At 39.5% G+C, this 21,436-nt stretch carries 7 protein-coding genes; 1 reads left to right on the top strand and 6 read right to left on the bottom strand.

From position 1 onward, the window contains the following. Window positions 1-119: 119 nt before the first annotated feature. The gene (gene grpE, locus FJR11_RS12060) at window positions 120-791 is read right to left on the bottom strand and encodes a nucleotide exchange factor GrpE (RefSeq protein ID WP_168503899.1); all 672 of its coding nucleotides are present in this window, start codon (window positions 789-791) and stop codon (window positions 120-122) included. A 288-nt stretch (window positions 792-1,079) separates the two neighbouring features. Between grpE and FJR11_RS12065 the strand changes: the two genes are divergently transcribed. Beyond that, on the top strand, window positions 1,080-2,657 hold the full coding sequence (locus tag FJR11_RS12065) for a SpoIID/LytB domain-containing protein (protein WP_168503900.1): 1,578 nt from the start codon (window positions 1,080-1,082) through the stop codon (window positions 2,655-2,657). A 295-nt stretch (window positions 2,658-2,952) separates the two neighbouring features. Here the strand turns inward: FJR11_RS12065 and FJR11_RS12070 are convergent, their stop codons facing one another. The 5 genes from FJR11_RS12070 to FJR11_RS12090 form a co-directional block, all read right to left on the bottom strand. After that, window positions 2,953-3,246 (bottom strand): ferredoxin, encoded by a 294-nt coding sequence (locus FJR11_RS12070; protein WP_168503901.1) that lies wholly within the window; start codon window positions 3,244-3,246, stop codon window positions 2,953-2,955. A 414-nt stretch (window positions 3,247-3,660) separates the two neighbouring features. Then, window positions 3,661-5,100: an MFS transporter gene (locus FJR11_RS12075; RefSeq protein WP_168503902.1), complete on the bottom strand. Its 1,440-nt coding sequence runs from the start codon at window positions 5,098-5,100 to the stop codon at window positions 3,661-3,663. Between the two features lie 335 nt (window positions 5,101-5,435). After that, window positions 5,436-9,689, bottom strand: coding sequence for a non-ribosomal peptide synthetase (locus tag FJR11_RS12080; protein ID WP_168503903.1), 4,254 nt, complete (start codon window positions 9,687-9,689; stop codon window positions 5,436-5,438). 30 nt (window positions 9,690-9,719) lie between these two features. Beyond that, window positions 9,720-12,842 carry a type I polyketide synthase gene (locus FJR11_RS12085; protein ID WP_168503904.1) on the bottom strand — a complete coding sequence of 1,041 codons (3,123 nt, stop codon included), beginning with the start codon at window positions 12,840-12,842 and terminating at the stop codon, window positions 9,720-9,722. 164 nt (window positions 12,843-13,006) lie between these two features. Further along, window positions 13,007-21,379 carry a non-ribosomal peptide synthetase gene (locus tag FJR11_RS12090; RefSeq protein WP_168503905.1) on the bottom strand — a complete coding sequence of 2,791 codons (8,373 nt, stop codon included), beginning with the start codon at window positions 21,377-21,379 and terminating at the stop codon, window positions 13,007-13,009. Between the last annotated feature and the right edge of the window lie 57 nt (window positions 21,380-21,436).

The raw sequence follows: 21,436 nt of genomic DNA on the forward strand, positions 1-21,436 counted from the left end.
GCAAGGTTTTTAAAAGACACAATAGAAAAATCCAATATTTGCTGATAATATTTATTGATCAGCAAACCCTAATTAAATACCAGCGAACATAAAAGCAAGTCAATACAAATAATATTTTTTCACACCCCCACACTAACCCTAGCTCGATACAGTAATTTATCACATTGCATATAGCCTGTATAACGAACATTAACTATGTCTCCTGGTTGTGCTATTCCCTCCATTAATTGGTGCAATTGTGGATTATAGGGGATGTGTGTACCTACAGCCGCGATCGCTTTTACTCCCCAAGCCTGTAATAATTTTTCCATAGGCTGATCTACCAAAGGTAATATTTTTACTGCTGCTAACTGGTGATCCTCCCTAGCTCTATATGCTGCTGTTGGCCATTGTAATAGTAAAGATTCCAATATTTGTAAACTCGACTGCTGAAATTCCTGCTGTAATACTTCCCTTTGCTGTATCATAAATAATGATACTCGCTGATACTCAGTTTGTAAACTTGCAAGTTGTTGTAATAAGTCTTTATCAATATTGGAAGAATGAGTTTTATTTAAACTTGAAGATAAACTTCCAAGTCCAAAAGTTTCTGCCAACTCATCCCAAGATATTTGTAAACTCTGTGAAAGTTTTACTAATACCTCCACCCGCATCTGCCCGATTTTTCCCCTCCGCAATTGTGAAATTTGCCACTGTGAGACACCAGCAGCCCGACTTAAAGATTTAAAACTAGGACAACCGACTTTTTGCATTAAATTTTGCAAATTTTCGGTGAAGTCAATTTGCGTCATAAAATATGGGAGATAAAGCATTGTTAGCTATTATACCCTTTTCAGAATTAATCTATTCTTATGGTAAATCATACTCATAATGAGTTTGATTTGCAAATGTGCAGAAAAAAAACCCCAATGGTATTATAGAAGCGCATAAGCGAAAATTATAGTAGGAAAGAAAAAACCCAGTTGCAAGTCGTTTTTTCTCTGATTTTTATAATTACTCTGTGTTAACTACTACCTAGTAAATGCCATAGCAAATTCCAAATCTCTCTAACGGCGGATGATCAATCAGATTTAGTCTTCATGAAAATATTTATTTGGCGTTCTGGCTACAGATTAATAACAACCTTGTGCTTATTGGGATTAGCTGCGGCCTCAGAGTCCGTGAGTCAAAACCGGGATGTAGAATTGCAAATTGGCATTGTCCAGCGATTTGGGGCTAAACCCACAGATAAATTAGAATTAGCTGCCACCAAAGGCGATCGCCTAACCTTGAAATTTGCAGTGGGAAGTCAGCAGCAAACCCTAGTCACAGACAAACCCATCCAGTTAGCAACAGTCATGCAGCCCGTAACCGAACCAGTGGTTCAGGAAGTATTAGTGCTAGGTGACTTCCGCACCTTTGAAACAGCAGAAGATAGTGCTAACCGCTGGCGTTCTCAGGGTATAGAAGTGGAAATAGCCCAGCCAGAACGGTGGCAAGTATGGGCAAAACGGGAAGTTTACAGTACCCCCTTGATTCGTCGCTTACTATTACAAACTATAGAAACATCCGGTGATAAAAATACTTACTTAGCAACCAATGTTCTGGAACAAGTACCAAAAATTACCTGGGTAGTAAATGGTAAAAATTATAGTCCCAATTACTTAGAAGTGACTGCGGGTAAGAACTCAATCAAGGTGAATACAAGTGATCAGTCCAACCAAAAGCGTGTTTATGCGGGGAAACTCACCTTGCAACCCAACGCCTATGGAAATTATACCTTGGTAAATACAGTACCACTAGAAACTTATGTGCGGGGAGTTTTACCCCATGAAATTGGTACAAATGCGCCAACGGCAGCCCTAGAAGCCCAAGCTATTATTGCTCGCACCTATGCTTTACGAAATGTCCGCAGATTTGCGGCAGATAATTATCAGTTATGTGCTGATACTCACTGTCAAGTTTATCAAGGACTCACCGGAACTGCCAAAAATACAGATCAGGCGATCGCCTCGACTAAAGGTCAGGTACTCACTTATAATAACGAAATAGTGGATGCGTTGTATTCTTCCACGACAGGTGGCGTGACCGCTAACTTTAGCGATATCTGGAATGGGGAAGATCGCCCATATTTAAAACCAGTCATAGACGCTGCTAATAATCAGATTTGGAACTTGTCCAGCCAGAATTTAGCAGATGATCAGAACTTCCAGAAATTTATCAATCTTAAAGCCGGATTTAATGAGAGTAAATGGGATGTATTCCGTTGGCGCAGAGAAACGGACATCAATAAAATTACCACAGACTTGCAGAAATTCTTACAGGCCAAAAAAAGCCCCTATAGCAAGTTCAAAAAAATCCAAGCCATGTCCGTCGTTCAACGCAGTTCCAGCGGCCGGATCTTAAAGCTGGCTGTAAAAACAGATATCGGCGTTTTTACCTTACAAAAAGATGAAGTGCGTAGTGCCTTTGCTGCCCCTATCAGCACTCTTTTTTATATTCAACCTTTGAACAAAGGTCAAACAACTCTGTGGGGATATGCCTTTATCGGTGGTGGTTTAGGACATGGAGTGGGTTTAAGTCAAACAGGCGCTCAAAATTTAGCCAAGTTAGGTTGGTCTAGTTCCAAGATTTTAGAGTTCTATTATCCTGGTACTAAAATTAAACAGAGCAAGTAATGAAATTTAGTTACTTGTTACTAATAAGTTTTCATTATACGAAATCATACCCACTGGGATAGATGTCAAGGTGTATCTTGATGGGTACGGCTGATGAAAATGTGTGGTATTTTCTTGTGTTGGCTTTTCAATAAAATGCCAATAGCATTTTTATGATTAGCCAAGGTGAAACTTTGTCGCAGTCAGAAGTAAATTTAGGTAAGTTGCTAGTTAGGCAAGAGGCAAGAGGCAAGAATTTTTACCCATTACCAATTACCTTTTTCCCTGCCTAAATTTAGATAACTAGCAACTTGTATTAGTAAAGGTCTTCTTCTTTGTGGGTTTCGATGGTGACATCAGAAGTGGGATAAGCAACACAAGTCAATACATATCCAGCTTCGATTTGATCATCATCCAAGAAAGACTGATCAGATTGGTCAACAGTACCGGAAACCAGTTTACCTGCACAGGTGGAACAAGCACCAGCCCGACAGGAGTAGGGTAAGTCAAGTTCAGCTTCTTCTGCTGCATCGAGAATATAGGTATCATCGGGGCAGTCAATAACAGTAGTACCGTCTGGGGTTTTGAGAGTAACTTTGAAAGTAGCCATTTGATTATCCTCTTTTGTGAAATCGGCAGTATAAGTTATTTTCAAGCAGATTTTACAGCTATTCTGATCAGATTAGCCGCTGGTTTAAATTTGCTTCAATTCTGATACTAAGGGAAAAGTTAAAAGTTATGACAGAAAATTGACCACGATTAGTAATGAAATTTAGTTACTTGTTACTAATAAGTTTTTGTTATATGAAATAAGCTCTGGGATAGATGTCAAACCGCGTATTGATGAAATGTTCCCATGCTGGCTTTGCGGGTGAATACCAATACCATAATAAGTATATTGTCATTTTGTAACGTCAATAAGTATAGTAGGTGATAGTGCTAAGAGCTTCTTTGCATCTAAGCTTTAGCATTGCTTGATGTCCTAACCAGCTTGTCCGTTGCTATATTTAGGGCTTGCTGAATATTACTTTTGACTTCCACCCTGCGGTACTAGTTGATCAGGTATTGCATCAGGTAGTTCATTTTCTACGAGACGAAGACGTGGATACAAATAGGCAATAAAGGTTACGACCAAAGAAAACAGACCCATAATGATAAACATTAAACCAATACCCCGACCATGACCAACTCCAATAATCTGGCCAATGCTATGGGCTAAAGCCCCATCTGTTGCCATGATTGGTTCAAAAAATCGGTCAGCTAAAGCCCCAGAGGCAAGATAGGAAAGTGGTAAAAATCCCTGGACAACAGCACTGCGAAAGGCAAAGACCCTTCCCTGGACTTCTGGCGCTACTTTTTTCTGATAGATGACTTGAATTGAGCCGTTGACAATGGGAACTATCAGAAATATCGAGAAATTAGCGATGGTAAAGACAATTGTGGAAGCCGTCAGTCCTGCTAATACATAGAAGAGACCTAAAAATGCCATGGACACAAATATGGTCTTCATTTGGCGTTCTATTCCTCCCCAAATGCTCATCACCACACTACCCACCAATAGCCCAGAAGCAGCAATGGAATAGATCGTTCCCAGAGATTGTACAGAAGCAAAGGAAAGCACTAAGGGTGTAGTGAGGGCTTCATCGCTGCCAATGAGGAAGTTGGTAATGGCAATGAACATGACTAATGCCAGGAGTCCAGGACGTGCGACTAAATAGTTCCAGCCAAAGGTCATTTCTTGCCAAAAAGAGTTAGTTTCGGCATGGGGATGTTCTCTGGAATTGACTTCTGGAAATTTCACCACAAGCAAACAGATCAAGGCCAGGACTAAGGTAGATAAATCAATGATGACAATTCCTGGAAGTTGGACAGTTACTAACAAGGCTGCTGCTAATGCTGGGGAGAGAATTTCGGCGATCGCTAATCTAATCTGCGTCATCGAACTGGCCCGACCAAGTTGTGCTTTCGGCACAAGTAATGTAGTGGCTGAGGAATAGGCTAGTCCCTGAAAAACATTGAAACTGGCACTAATCGCACTGACTAGACACAAACTCCAAATTTCTAAGTGATTACTGATAAATAACCAAGCAATTAGCAAGGTACATAAACCTGCACAGAAATCACTAATAATCATAATCCAGCGCCGAGGAAAGCGATCGACAATCACGCCAGCAATGGGAGAAATCAAAATTGTCGGTAGAGTCGTAGAGAGAATCAGCAGTGTAAATTGAATAGTGGAATTCGTATGTTGATAAACCCAAAGACTTAAAGCAAAGCCAGTCATCCGTGAACCAACCAGAGATAACACTTGACCAATCCAGATCAAGACAAAATTACTCATACTGGGGGCAGGAACCGCTTCATTTCCGAGACCAAAAATATTCATCCACTTGAAAATGGATGTGAATATGGGTAATGAAGATTGGCGATCTTTTGGCAACTCTAGGGGATTGTTTTCTAACATATATCAGGAATTTAGTTTAAATTTTGACAATATACTGAGATTTGAATTTATTTGAAGAAGGAGTCAGGAGTCAGAATCAATCAGTCGAGGATACCGGCGTTTTATTTCACGCAGAGGCGCAGAGTCTCAGAGAGTAAGAGTTTCATTTTTTTGATTTTCCAATTTCATACTTCAATTAAGCAACGCCGGGTATTCTGACTCCTGAATTCTGTTCGATCAAATAGGACTCCTATAGTTTCTGACGGATAGTTTCTAACGGATAGTTCCTCATGTATAGTTTATATACCTTATTTTCAGGAAATAGAGCAATTGGGAGATGGGAAGAAAAACTCTTACTATCCTGATGGGAGAAGGATTTGATCCAAACAAAACTTTAATTTATCCGCTAATTTTTGGACATGAGGATGATGGAACATAGATAAATGATTACCATCTGTCCAGTGTAAATCTACCTCAGCAGCATGGATTTCCCAACCCACAGTCGGCTTGTCAAAATGGAAGTTTCCCTCTTTAGCACGAATGAGTGTAATTTGGTCAGGATATGGCTGTGGGAAATATTTAACTGCGGCCAGATCATGACTTTTGCCAACTGCAAATAGACGTTTAATCCGTTCCAAACTAAAATTGGCTGGAAGACCATTGGTGGCTTTTGCGTGTTGATAAATATGATTGAGCCGTTCATCTGGTTCCATCTGGCGTAATTTTTCCATAGAAAATTTCACGGCAAATAGCTCTGCAAATAATCCAAATAGTAAATTAATCTCGTCTAAAGGTTCTTCCCCTGAACGGATAAATGTATCAATTAAGCCTAAAAATGTAGTGCGTTGACCTTGCGATCGCAATAATTGCGCCATCTCAAAGGCAATTAATCCACCAAAACACCAACCCATAAATAGATAAGGCCCCTGTGGTTGTACATCCTGAATCGCTTTGAGATATTGAATTGCCATCTCTTCAACTGTTTCTTGAGGCGTTTGCCCTTCTTCAAAACCTCTCGCATCTAGTCCATATATGGGTCTTGACTTGCCCAAACAACCAATCAAATCTTCATAAGCTAATAAACTTGCACCCCCAGGATGAATTAAAAATAGGGGCGGTTGACCGTGAAGCGCTTCGTCTCCAGGTTGAATCTTCACCAGCAGCGACCAATCATGGTGCTTGGCTTCTTGATTGAGTAAATTTGCGAACTTTGCCACGGTTGCACCTTGAAAAATACTCGCCAGTGGCAGTGCTTTACCAAATTGCTGTTGAACGCGATTCATTAAGGTAAAAGCTAAGAGAGAATGACCGCCTAATTCAAAGAAATTGTCATGGATACTAACTTGCGACAGGTTGAGAACTTCCCCCCAAATTTCCGCAATTTGTTGTTCCAAATCATTTCGAGGTGCAACAAAGCGACTATCTGCAATCACCTGTGCGGTTACTTTCGGTAACGAGCGATAGTCTACCTTCCCATTTGCTGTTAAAGGTAAATTGTCGAGTTTCACCCATGCAATGGGAATCATGTAATCGGGTAGTTTGTGTTGCAAGAATTCTTTAACTTCGTTAATGGATAAGTTGGTTGTCATATCCGCTTGCGGCACTATATAGGCAACAAGGCGTTTGTCTCCCGATGGCTCGACTTGGGTAATCACGGCATTCATGCGGACAAGTGGATGTTGGGCGATCGCTGCTTCAATTTCGCCTATTTCAATGCGGAAACCCCGAATTTTTACTTGATTATCAATTCTGCCCAGAAATTCGAGATTGCCATCAGGTCGGAATCTTACCAAATCTCCTGTTTTATAAAGCCGATTTGAAAAGTTGGACAGAGGGAATATTTCTCCGGTTGCAAATGGGTTAGGAATAAACTTTTCTTGAGTCAATTCCGGGCGATTGAGATAGCCTCGCGCCAAACCTGTGCCACCGATATGCAATTCACCTGCAACACCAATGGGAACAGACTGTAGATATTTGTCTAAAACATAAACCTGTGTATTGCCAATTGGTTTTCCAATCGGTGTTTCCCAAACTGAAATTGAATTTGGGAATGGATAAATCGTCGTCACAATCGTGGCTTCCGTCGGACCATAGGTATTGACCAGTTTGGGTGGATTTGGTAAATTAGCAATTTTTTGCTGCCAACGACGCAAGTTTTCCACCAAGGCTTGTTCACCACCTATAATTACGAGTTTGAGAAAATGGGGAATATTTACAGAATCAACCGTATCTGCTGTTAAGAAATGCCAATAGGCAGTTGGTAAATCCAAAACTGTGATCTGCCAATCTTGACATTGTTGCCAAAATTGCTGGCTAGAAGCTAACATTTGCTCATTTCTGAGGACAAGAGTTGCTCCCGTTGTTAAACAAGGATAGATTTCTTCGGCAGCAGTATCAAAACTGAGAGACGCAAATTGTAGTACCTGATCGCTATTACTAATCCCATATTCTTGAATTGCCATTGTTGTAAAGTTCACCAATGATTGATGGGCAATCTCGACACCTTTTGGCCGTCCCGTAGAGCCAGAGGTATATATGATATAGGCAAGATTTTCGTTAGTGACTAGGCTAATGGGATTTTCAATGAGTTGATGGCTAGTGGTAATTAATTTCCAATCAGCATCCAAACAAATAACCTTGTCAAACCCAGCTTCTGAAAATTTTAAATATAAATTTTCCTGTGTGAGCAGAATCGGTGCTTGAGAATCTTCTAAAATAAAGGCTAATCGCTGTTGTGGTAATTTGGGATCTAGGGGAACATAAGCCCCTCCGGCTTTCAGGACTGCTAAGACAGCAACGATCATTTCCAGAGAACGTTCAATGGAGATTGCGACAAGGCTATCTGGCTTGACACCTAACTTTTGTAAATAGTGCGCTAATTGATTGGCACGGTTATTTAATTCACTATAGGTAATTTTTTCTTCAATCTGCTCTAAGGTTATGCTTTTGCCCAGCACAGCTAACGCTTGTGGTGTTTTCTGAACCTGTTCTTCAAATAAATGATGAATACATTGATGATGGGGATAGGGAGTTAAATTTGAGTTCCATTGTGTTAGTAATTGCTGTTCTACCGATGTTAGTAAAGGTAGTTTTGCTAAGTTTTGATCTGGATTGGCCAGAATACCCGCTAATAGAGTTTGGAAATGTAAAGATAGATCGGCGATCGCTGCGTCAGAATATAGATCGCGGTTGTATGTCCAAATTCCCTTTAAGCCAACACCTTCACTAATGGTTAGGGATAAATCAAATTTTCCCATTACGGCGGCATCTGTTAATGATTCTATTTGTATTTCTGGTAATGTTAGTGGTTCGGAAATAGCACTTTGCCAGTCAAAAATAACGTGAAATAGAGGACTATGGCTGCCATTACGCTCAGGTTGTGCTGCTTCTACGACTTTTTCAAAAGGTGTATCCTGATGTTCGTAACCAGATAGAATAGTTTGACGAACAAGACGCAGAAATTCTCGAAATGGAGATTGCGGTGTTATTTTGACTCGTAATGCCAAGAGATTGACAAAAAAGCCAATTAGTTGATGGGTTTCATGATGATGACGACCTGCAATCGGAAAACCAATTACTAAATCTTCCTCGGCACTATAACGGGAAATCAAGACAGCAAAAATTGCGAATAAAAGCATAAATGGAGTCACGTTTTCACGATAGCCAAGTTGCTTGATTTGGGTTTCTGTTTCGACATCAATCACAAAGGATTGAATAGCACCATGAAAATCTGTGGTTGTGGTTGCAGTTGATTGAGCAATCGGTAAAGGTAACTGTGGTGGAATTCCTTGGAGATGTTCTCGCCAAAAGGCAATCTGTTTTGCTAGTTTTGCTTCATTTTGATGTTCCCAAATTGCGAAGTCAGCATATTGCAATGACAATTCAGGTAAAGAAGATGATTGTCTATTTAGATAGGTTTTATAGAGGGTTGATAACTCACGAAAGAAAATCCCCATTGACCAACCATCAAAAATAATATGATGAATGTTGAATAATAAAATATTAACTTCCGGTGCTAACCGGATTAGGGATAGACGAAATAAAGGCTCTTGGTCAAGATTAAAAACATGATTTATTTCTTGATCGAGCAGAGTTTTTACTTTTGCGGCTTTTAGCTGATCACTTAGTTCTTGTAAATCAACAATTGGGATATTCTGATCTTGAGCAGGATGAATTATTTGATAAGGTTCGCCACCAATTAGTTTAAAATTAGTGCGGATAATTTCATGTCGGCGGATGATTTCATTGATCGCCTTTTCTAAAGCATCAATATTTAACTTACCAGTAAGTTTCCAAGCATTAGGCAAATTGTAAACTGTACTGCCAATATCTAACTGTTCTAATAGACACAGCCGCATTTGTCCAAATGATAATGGTAGTTTCTCTGTTCGAGGTTCAATTCGGGATATTAAAGCAATTGCTTGTTTTTCTTGCTGAGATGATTGCTCGTTTAAAAAAGAAATTATATGATCTTTTTGTGTAGACAAAACTGTTTTTAATTCAGCAGTCATTGACCCTTTGGGAGCATTACATTTGAGATTACCTGATTCTACCCAAATATGAATATTTAAAAGCTGAAGTTCTGAGATTAAGGCTGCGATATTGTTCATGATTTCTTGATAGTTGGTTGCTGGATTTAATTAGAAAGTAAATTCTTCGTAATCGCTAGATTGATCATTACCTAGCAAAAGTCTGGCTGCATTTGATTGATTAGCAATATATTCTGTTATCAACGCAATTGTCGGTAATTCAAACATACTTGCTAAAGACAAGTTGACTGCAAATTGTTCTCGCAATCGTGCAACTAATTGGGTTGCTAATAGGGAATCACCTCCTAATTCTAAGAAATTATCATCAATACCAATCTTTTCTATACCTAAAAACTCTTGCCAGATTTTAGCGATCGCTTCCTCTAAAGAATTACGAGGTGTAACATAAGGATGGCTGAGTTGAGAACGTCGATAAACACTCGCACTGGGATTATTTTTATCTGAATTAATGCTATCGCAGTTGTTTAAGTCAGATATTGAAGCAGATAATTCCGTAGGAGTCTGTGGGATTCCCTTTACCAGTCTTCCAAAATCTTCTACCCAATAACGCTGACGTTCAAAAGGATATGTTGGTAAGGGAATCCGATATCGTTCCTGTTCACCATAGAAACTATCCCAATCCAGAGTCACACCCGCTAACCATAACTGTCCCAAACTAGAGAGAATTAAGCTGCGATCTGATAGCTGTTCTTGGGGATGACGGAGAGAGGTAAATACCTGCGCTTGGTTATCTTTGCGGATATGTCGAGTAAAGGTACTCAATGTCCTTCCTGCACCTATTTCCAGAAAAATATAATTGCTATTTTCACTTAATAAAGTCAGACCCTTGGCAAATTGCACAGTAGAGCGCAAATGACGACTCCAATAAGCAGGATCAGTGGCTTCTGTGGGGGTAATCCAGTTACCTGTTAAGTTGGAAATATAGGGAATTTGGGGCGGATGCAGGGTAATTTGCTGCACAATCTGCGTAAATTCTGCCAAAATTGGATTCATCATTTGGGAATGAAAGGCATGGCTAGTTACCAAGGGACGGCTTTCGATTCCTTGATTGATCAGCTTTGTTTCTAAAGTAGCGATCGCCTCACATTCCCCGGCAATGACACAGCGAGAAAGCTCATTAATGGCAGCAATAGCCAGTTTTTCCCCCAGTTCTCCCTCTAAAAATGGGGCAATTTTTGCTGGTGACAGAGGTACAGATAACATCGCTCCCGGTGGTAACTGCTGCATTAATCTACCGCGTTCCACAACTAAACCTAAAGCATCCTTGAGGTCAAATACTCCGGCAATACAAGCGGCCACATACTCACCAATGCTATGGCCAATTAGCCCCGCAGGTTTAATTCCCCAAGATTCCCAAAGTTTTGTAAGCGCGTATTCAATTGTAAAAATTGCCGGTTGAGCGATCGCTGTCTGTTGTAATTTGGTTTCTATTTCGGTAATTTGCTCAGGTGTAAAATCGGCACAGGGATAGATAATATCTCGTAAATCTAATCCCAACTTTGGTTGCAGCAATTCAGCACAAGTATCTATCCATTCCTGAAATACTGGTTCTGTTTCATATAATTCGCGTCCCATGTTCACATATTGCGAACCCTGTCCCGAAAACATGAAAATCACAGATGGATTTGCAGATTTTGTGTAACCTGTCCAACCTGATTGAGAATTTAGTGCCGTGATTACCTCAGCTAAATCCTCACCCAGAAAAACCTGTCTATAATCAAAGCCTTGACGACCAACCGCCAAAGTGTAGGCTACATCTGCCAAATCCAAATCGGGATGTTCCTGTAAATGCTTGGCCAAATTTTGCTTGACATTTTCTAAAGCCGAATCTGTCTTTCCTGAAACCACTATCAATTCACGTTTTCCCTGTCCTGATTTCCTGTTTTTTTCCCTCACCGCTTCTTCAACAATCACATGAGCATTTGTACCACCAATGCCAAAAGAACTCACCCCCGCCCGTCGTGGTGAATTAGTGCTAGTCCAAGGCGATCGCCTGTTATTCACATAAAAAGGACTATCTGCAAAATCAATCGCTGGATTAGGATTCTCGAAATGCAAACTGGCAGGGATTTCTTGATGCTGCATTGCCAAGATTGTCTTAATTAGTCCTGCTACACCTGCGGCCGTATCCAAATGTCCAACATTAGTTTTTAGAGAACCAATCCCACAAAAATGTTGTTTGGTTGTACTTTGACGAAAGGCCAGATTTAGTGCGGCTACCTCTATGGGGTCGCCTAATGTTGTCCCAGTACCATGAGTTTCTATATAGGTAATCGTTTCTGCATCTATATCTGCGATTGATTGAGCTTCCGCAATCACTGCTGCTTGCCCTTCTACACTAGGAGAAGTGAATCCCACCTTATTCAAGCCATCATTGTTAATTGCCGAACCTTTGATAATGCCCTGAATATAATCTCGATCAGCGATCGCATCCTTTGCTAACTTTAGCAAGACAATTCCCACACCACTACCACCAATTGTCCCCTGTGCCTGGGCATCAAAGGCGCGACAATGACCATCAGGAGATAGAATCATTCCCTCTTGATATAAATAACCTGAGAGCGTTGTGGCGATGGAAACACCCCCTGCTAAAGCCAGATCACATTCACCATTTAGTAAACTCTGACAAGCAATATGCACAGATACTAAGGAAGTAGAACAAGCAGTTTGAATATTAACGGCTGGCCCTGTCAGATTTAATTTGTAAGCCGTTCTTGTGGGCAAAAAATCGCTATCAGTTGCTAACCTAATTTGATAGGTGCTGACAGATTGTTGCAGCGTGGGATTGGGAAAAAGATGTTTTAAGAAATATTGACTTGCTCCCGCACCTGCATAAACACCAATTGAACCGGCATAGGTGTGAGGGTTATAACCAGCCTGTTCTAAAACTTCATGAGCGCATTCTAAAAAGAGCCGATGCTGTGGATCAAGAATTTCGGCTTCTTTGGGATTAAATCCAAAAAAGTTGGCATCAAATAATTCAATATTATCAAGGGGAAAACAGACTTTAACATAATCAGGATTTTGCAGTAATTCCGAACTAACTCCCGCAGCCAACAGTTCCGCATCTGACAATTGCCGAATAGATTCTACACCATTGCTTAAATTGTGCCAAAACTCATCAACATTTTTAGCACCAGGAAACCGTCCAGACATGGCAATAATCGCAATATCTGAATCTTTAATCGTCGAAATAGAGTTAGTGTTTGTCATAGATATTTAATGAATTATTAAGGGTTTCTAAACTCAGAACTAAAGTTTCTTATAGCTTTTCCCAGTCTAATGAAGTACAAAATTATCTGCGTTTATCTGCGTTTATCTGCGTTCAATTATCACTGCTTGTACCTCACTTGAATGGGAAAGGCTATATCTGTTACCTATTCCCTTTTATGGAAACGATTTTGTTTTCTCAATTCTCTTTGTTGTTTAACTGAATTTTCCTTAGCTTTACGACTTTCAGGGCGCTGACGTTCTAATTCTAAAGAACTTTGGGAATCTTGAGATAATCCATTTATACAGGTTGCTAATGTTCTAATCGTCGGGTTTTGAAACATTTGGACAATGGATAATTCTTGATTGCAAACTATTTTTAATTCCTCACGGGATTGTACTAGCAGTAAAGAATTACCTCCCAGATCGAAGAAATTATCATCTAGTCCCACTTCTGCTATTTTTAAAATTCTTTGCCAAGCCTCAGCAATTAATTTTTCCACAGGTGTTTGTGGTAATACCAAAGTAGTAGTATTATTTACAATACATGGAGCAGGTAAGGCTTTTCGATCTACTTTACCATTTATATTTAGAGGTAATTTCTCTAAAATTACTAAGCTTGTAGGCATCATATATTCTGGTAAATGTTGTCTTAGATATAACCTCACTTTGCTAACTAAATTAGATTCTTCTATGGAGTTAAATTCTTGGGGAACGAGATAAGCAACTAAATATTTCTGTCCTTGATCTTCATTGATGAAAACGATGGCATCTTGGATATCAGAATGTTGGATTAATACAGCGATAATTTCCCCAATTTCTATCCGAAAACCTCGAATTTTGACCTGTTGATCAATGCGGCCACAAAATTCCAAATTACCATCAGGTAAATAGCGAACTAAGTCTCCGGTTTTATATAAACGTTCTTCTTGATTTGTTTCCTGATTAAATTTTTGTCCAAAGGAATGATTAACAAACTTTTCTGCGGTAATCTCTGGTTTACCTAAATATCCCCTCGCTAAACCTGAACCACCAATATGTAATTCTCCAATAACTCCCATCGGAACTGGTTGTAAATCACAATCAAGAACCCATGTTTGTATATTAGCAAGGGGTTTACCAATCGGCACGACAGAAATATCTTTAGTTTGTAGATATTCAGAGAGATGACAACTGGTGGCAACAATAGTGGATTCTGTGGGACCATAGGTATTGATTAATTGCGGTGGATTAGGCAACTGATCAACATATTTTTGCCATAATTTACAAGTTTCTAGTAATGCAGTTTCACCACCAATAATTACAAGGCGTAATGATGCCATTAAGTTTATTTGTGATGATTTTATCTGTGTTAATTCCCCTATCAACTGATGCCAATAAGAAGTAGGTAAATCTAATACGGTAACATTCCACTCATGGCATCGCTCCATAAATCGCTGCGCTGACAATAACATTTCATCGGTTCTCAATACCAAAGTCCCTCCGCGAGTCAAACAAGGATAGATTTCTTCAGCGGCAGTATCAAAGGCAATGGAAGCAAATTGTAGGACTCGATCTTGATGGGTAATTTGATAGCGATCGCTGGCAGCTTTGATAAAATTAACTACAGAGTGATGTTCTATCTCCACACCTTTTGGTGTTCCTGTAGAGCCTGATGTGTAAATAATGTAGGCTAAATCAGCACCCTGAGCAGTAATATTTGGTTGAGTTTTGGGGAATTGGGCAATGATTTGTGGTAAGTCTTGATCTAGGTTAATGATGTGGGCAATTTGATCATGATTTTCTAGAGAGGAGAATAGGGATTGTAATTTCTCTTGAGTCAGTAAAATTGAGATTTGACTATCAGATACAATCAGCCCTAAACGATTTGCTGGAGAACTGGGATCAAGTGGTACATAAGCTCCACCAGCTTTGAGAATGCCCAATAATGCCACAATCAAATTCAGACTGCGCTCGATGCAGACTCCTACTAAAACATCTGATTGCACACCTAAATTTTGCAAATAATGTGCGAGTTGATTTGAGCAAATATCTAATTCTTGATAAGTCAATTTCTGACCACAAAATTCAACAGCGATCTCATTGGGAGTTTTTTTAGCTTGTTGGACAAAAAGCTGATGAATAGTTGCAGATTTTAGATTTGGTAATGGCAAATTTCCTGGATTACTTGTTCTCCATTGCCATAATTGCTGCTGTTCCCTATCGCTTAATAATGGCAATTGTCTGATATTTTCCTGGGGATTGTGGACAATTCCTGTGAAAAGAACTTGTAAATGTTCCGAGAATCTTTCAATGGTTGCTTGCTCAAACAAATCACAGTTATATTCCCAAGTTCCCCGAATACCATTGGCAGTTTTGACCAATTCCAGCGATAAATCAAACTTAGTTGTGACATTTTCGGAAGTGATTGATGTCAGTTTAATATCTGCCAATTCCCATGTTGCTGAGGTTAACGCTGTGGATTCGTATAACAGATCAAACATGACTTGAAAAACTGGATTGTGACCTAAAGATCGTTCAGTTTGTAAAGCATCCGCCACTTGTTCAAAGGGTGCATCTTGATGGGCATAAGCTTCTAAAGTATTGATTCTTATTTGATGAAGTAATTCCCAAAAACTAGGATTATCTTGAATTTTAGTTCGCAATACTAAGGTATTCACAAAAAAGCCAATTAACTGCTCTGTTTCACGATGATGACGATTAGCAATTGGGCATCCTACCAAAATATCTCCACTACCACTATAACGAGATAGCAAAGTTACAAAACCTGCCAATAGCGTCATGAATAAAGTGGTATTAGATTTCCGAGTTAATTGTTCTAGTTGTTGTGTCAGTTGAATATCTAAAACGAAGCTAACAGTTCCACCACCAAATGTTTGGACTGCGGGACGTGAACGATCTGTGGGTAAATTTAGCAAGGGTGGTGCATCTGCTAATTGTTGCTGCCAATATTGCAATTGATTGGCCAGTGTTTCTCCTGTCAGCCATTCTCTTTGCCAAACTGCATAATCACTATATTGAATCCTTAAATCTGCTAAAGGAGAGGTTTTACCATTCACAAAAGCAGTATATAAACTAGATATTTCCTGTCTTAAAATACCAATTGACCAACCATCGGTAATGATATGATGGATAGCAATCCCCAATAGATATGACTGATCCGATATTTGCCAAACTGTCGCCTGAAATAATCTATCTTCAGCTAAATTAAACCTTTTGCGGACTTGTGCATTTAATAGTTTTTGTAATTCACTTTCGCTGATAGCACTATCTACGGTGATCACGTTCAAGACATTGGCATCAATAGGATTAATTACCTGGATAGGTGAACCATTAACAATCTTAAAGTTAGTTCGTAGCACTGAATGGCGGGTGAGAATTTCTTGGATCACTTTTTCTAAAATTTGGAGATCCAAACTTCCAGTAATTCTCGTCACAAAAGCGGTATTGTAGGTAGCACTCTGTTCTTCTAATTGATCAAGAAACCAAAGTCGAGATTGGGCAAAAGATAGGGGAAATTCATGGCGATCTTGTGAAATTGATGGAATTGTTGGTAGTAATTTTGTAGAATCTGTTGGCGATAAACTTGTAATTAATTGTGCTAATTCCGCCACTGTCGGTGATTCAAATAAACGACGTAGGGGAATGTTTGTTGTAAAAGCTTCGCTGAGTTTGGAAACAACTCTGGTTGCTAAAAGAGAATGTCCACCTAATTCAAAGAAGTTATCATAAATGCCGATTTGTTCTAAACCTAAAACATTGGCGATAATGCTGGCAATGATTTCTTCTGTGGGGTTTCTGGGGGCGATAAAGGTATTTTGTCTCAGTTCTTCTAAATTTGGGGTTTTGAGGGCGCGGCGGTCAATTTTGCCATTGCTAGTGAGAGGAAAGGCTTTGAGAATGATATATGCTGATGGCAGCATATATTCTGGTAAACGTTGTTTGAGAAATTCACGTATTTCTTTAGTGGTCAAGTTTTCACTGTCATTAGTGACATAAGCGGCTATATATTTATCACCTCTAGTATCTTCTAAGGCGATTGCTAGAACTTGCTGAATTTGAGGATGTTGCCCTAATACCGTCTCAATTTCTCCCAGTTCAATCCGAAATCCGCGAATTTTAACTTGAAAATCAATCCTACCGAGAAACTGAATATTGCCGTCGGCTAATAATTTAACTTTGTCTCCAGTTTTATAAAGGCGTTCTCCAGATTTAAAGGGATGAGGTACAAACCTATCGTGAGTTAATTCTTGACGATGAAAATATGCTTGCGCCAAACCATCACCACCAAGGTACAATTCTCCTGGTACGCCGATGGGAACAAGTTGTTGATGGGGATCAAGTACGTAAACTTCCGTGTTAGCAATGGGACGACCGATGGGAATTGTTTCCGCATTTGGGGCTACTTTTTCCACAGGATACCAAGTTGAAAAGGTGGTGTTTTCCGTTGGTCCATATACGTGCAATAAATTCTCAGGCGCACCTTGAGCGATCGCTTGTCGTACCCAATGCGGATCTACAGCCTCACCACCAAATAGTAAATAACGCAAGGGTTTAAAGGCTGTTGGTACTTCTTGAATAATCTGATTAAATAGAGCCGTAGTTAGAAATAGGGTATTAATTCCCGTAGTGCGGATACTGTTGGCTAAGTTTTGTGGTGAGGTAACAGTATCTTGGTCAAGAATCACCAATTTTGCCCCGTTAAGCAATGCTCCCCATATTTCAAAGGTGGCAGCATCAAAGGCAGTATTTGCCCCTTGGGCGATGGTATCTTCTGGTTGGAGATGCACATAATTGGTATTGATTACCAATCGAACTACGCTGCGATGGAGAACACAAACTCCCTTGGGTTTGCCTGTAGAGCCGGAAGTATAGATTATGTATGCGAGAGAATCTGGTAATGTTTCGTTAATAGTGTTTTGTTGAGAATATTGATTGATCAAATCCCCGTCTCTATCGAGAGATACAATCTTTGTTGTTAAATTAGAGAACTTATCTATAAATTTCTGTTCAGTTAGCAGCCACGAAATCTCCGCATCATTGAGAATAAAAGCCAAGCGTTCGGGCGGATAATTAGCATCTATTGGCAAATAAGCGGCTCCGGCTTTGAGAATTCCTAATAAACCAATTACTATTAAAGGGGATTCACGCTCTAAACTGATAGCAACTAGGGCTTCTTGAGTAACTCCTAAACTTTGTAAATAGTGGGCAATTTGATTAGCACGGTTATTCAACTCTTTGTAGGTTAATTGCTGATCTTCAAAAACTACCGCTACTGCATCCGGTGTTTTTTCAACCTGATTCTCAAACAATTGATGAATGGATTTTTGAGGATAATCTGTTTTCGTATTATTCCATTCAACTAATAACTGATGTTTTTGGGATGCTGTTAGTAAAGGTAGAGATTTAATCTGCTTTTGAGGATTAGCTACAACCGCCTCAATTAAGGTGTGAAAACTCTCAACCATCCTGGCAATAGTATCAGCATCAAACAAGTTGGCATTATATTCAAATGCTCCCCTGATTTCTGAGTCTATTTCTTGCATCGACAGAGTTAAATCAAAAGTTGCTCCTGCTGTCGCTCTTTCTAGTTCTATTTGTGTAACTTGCAAATCTCTTAATTCCAGTTTTGACAAGGGAGAATTTTGCAATACAAACATAACTTGAAATAAGGGACTATGACTGAGGTGGCGCTGAGGTTGGAGGGTTTCTACAAGTTGATCAAAGGGGACATCTTGATGAGCATAAGCATCAAGCGCCATCTGTCGTACCTGTTGAAGTAATTCTTCAAATGTGGGATTTCCTTCGAGACGAGTCCGTAAAACTAAAGTATTCACAAAAAAGCCAATTAATGGCTCTAACGCGACACGATTGCGATTACTAATAGGAGAACCAACAACAATATCTTCCTGACCACTGTAGCGAGAAAGTAAGATCACAAAAGCCGTCAGAAGTGTCATAAACAGGGAAGAACCCGATTTTTGACTGAGGTTTTTGAGTTTGTGAGTGAGTTGGGAATCAAATTGAAATTTCTGGAGATCACCGCGAAAGGTTTGAATTGCTGTTCGTGATCGATCTGTAGGTAATTCAATGACTGCGGGAATATCTGCTAATTGTTGTTGCCAATAATCAATTTGTGCTGGTTGATTTTCCAGCCATTGTCGTTGCCAATAAGCATAGTCGGCATACTGAATTGATAAGTCGGGTAAAGGAGAAGGTAAACCGGCTGTCAAGGCTGAATAAATAACCGATAATTCTTGGAGAAAATTCCCTACTGACCAGGCATCAGAAATGATGTGGTGCATTATTACTAATAACTGATGGGATTCTGCCCCCAATTGCATCAATGTCACTCTTAAGAGAGATGATTCAGTTAGGGCAAAAGGGCGAAGATATTCATTAGTAGTTAATCTTTGTGCCGCAGTCGTTTTCTGATCTTCTGCTAATTCTTGTAAATCAATTACAGGTAAGGTAAATGCTAATTTATCAGCAATAATTTGGATGGGTTTACCATCAGCAATCCCAAAACTGGTACGCAGAGTTTCATGACGATTAATAATTGTAGCGATCGCCCCTTCAAGTGCCGTAAAGTTAAGTAACCCTTGTAAATTCAGGACTCTGACAATATTGTAAGCAGGATTTGCCCCTTCCATTTGATCAAGAAACCAAAAACGCTGCTGGGTTAACGAAAGCGGTAATTCAATATTTCGGGAAACTGGTTCTAATGTTGGCAGTAAGTTCTGGGCAGAAGATCCAATTTCTTCGCTAAGTCTGGCAATTGTGGGTGCGGCAAATAAACTGGCAATAGATAATTCTATGGATAGTGCCTCACGCAATCTTGATATAACTAAACTTGCTAGTAGGGAATGTCCACCCAATTCTAAAAAATTATCATGAATACCAATTTTCTCGATGCCTAAAACTTCTGCCCAGATTTTAGCAATGATTTCTTGTGTGGGTGTTTGCGGAGCTACAAATTCACTTTGAATTGCTGATATATCAGGTTCTGGTAAACTTTTTCTGTCTAACTTTCCATTGGGTAAAACTGGCAATTTCTCCATCACCATTAAGGTATGGGGAATCATATAATCTGGTAGTTTGCTGGACAGAAAATTGCGTAATTCTCCTGAATTAAAGTCTTGGTTATTGACTACGATATAAGCAACTAATCGCTGACCACCGGATACATCTTCTCTGGCAGAAACCACAGCTTCTCGAATACTAGGATGGAGTTTAATTACTGCTTCAATTTCTTCTAGTTCAACCCTCATTCCCCGGATATTTACTTGGAAATCAATGCGGCCAAGAATTTCTAAATTTTTATTACTTGAATAACGAGCAACATCCCCGGTTTTAAAGAGTCGTTGTTGAGGATTAAAAGGATTAATAATGAATTTTTCCTCATTTGCCTCGGTGCGGTTCAGATAGCCTCGCGCTAAGGTAGAACCGGCAATATGGACTTCTCCAGACTCACCAATTTTTACTAGTTCTAGTTGGGAATTGAGTACATAAACTTGTTGAATTTTTGCTAAAGGATGACCAACGGGAACATAGCCATCTTCAAGATCGTAATCTTCAGGAACAGTATAAAAACCATGGCCAATACTTTCTGTTTGACCGAGAATATTAAAAAACTGGGGTGGTGTTTTGAATAGGTTGCGTAACTTTTTAATTAGTTGATAGGGTAGTAATTCCCCACCAAATACTATTAATCTTAATTGTGATTCGCTCAGAGCTTTTGTATATTGTTGATCTAAACTTTCTAAAGCAATGAGTCCATATCGCCATACAGAGGGTACACCATCAGAAATGGTAACACCACGTTTTTGAATTAATTCAAATAGGCTTAAAGGAGTTCTGGTTTGTTCACGAGTAGCAAGAATACTGGTTGCACCTTGGGATAAAGGCAAAAATAATTGTCTGACTGAAGCAGTAAAAGAGAAAGATGCTGTGTGGAGATAAGTATCTTGATGATTAACTGGTAGAATTTTAGCGATCGCTTCAAGATAATTACAAATACTACCATGAGGCATTTGTACACCTTTTGGCTTACCAGTAGAACCAGAAGTATAGATTAGGTAAGCAAGGTTTTCTGATTGAACTTCAGTAATTGGATTTACTTGACTTTGTTTTTCAATCTCATGCCAATCTGCATCTAAACAAATGACTGAAGCACTAATCACAGGCAGAATTTCTAGCCATTCTACTTTAGTTAAAAGAATTGTTAATCTGGCATCTTCTAACATAAATGCTAGGCGTTCTTGAGGATAAGCAGGGTCTAAAGGAACATAAGCTCCACCCGCTTTGAGAATACCGAGAATGCCTATAATTAATTCAATAGAGCGCTCTACACATATACCCACCAATACCTCTGATCCTACCCCCATCCCTTGCAAGTGATGTGCTAATTGATTAGCTTTTGCATTCAATTCTCTGTAGGTCAATTGCTGGTTTTCAAATATTACTGCTACTGCGTCAGGTGTTTTTTCTACCTGCTCTGCAAACACTTGATGAATGCACTTGTTTTGAGAATATTTCATTTCTGTTGCTACATCTGAATTTTATAGCTGAATTGTTTTAACCGGATTTTGCACTAC

The organism is Anabaena sp. UHCC 0187 (assembly GCF_009712035.1).
Classification (GTDB): Bacteria; Cyanobacteriota; Cyanobacteriia; order Cyanobacteriales; family Nostocaceae; genus Dolichospermum.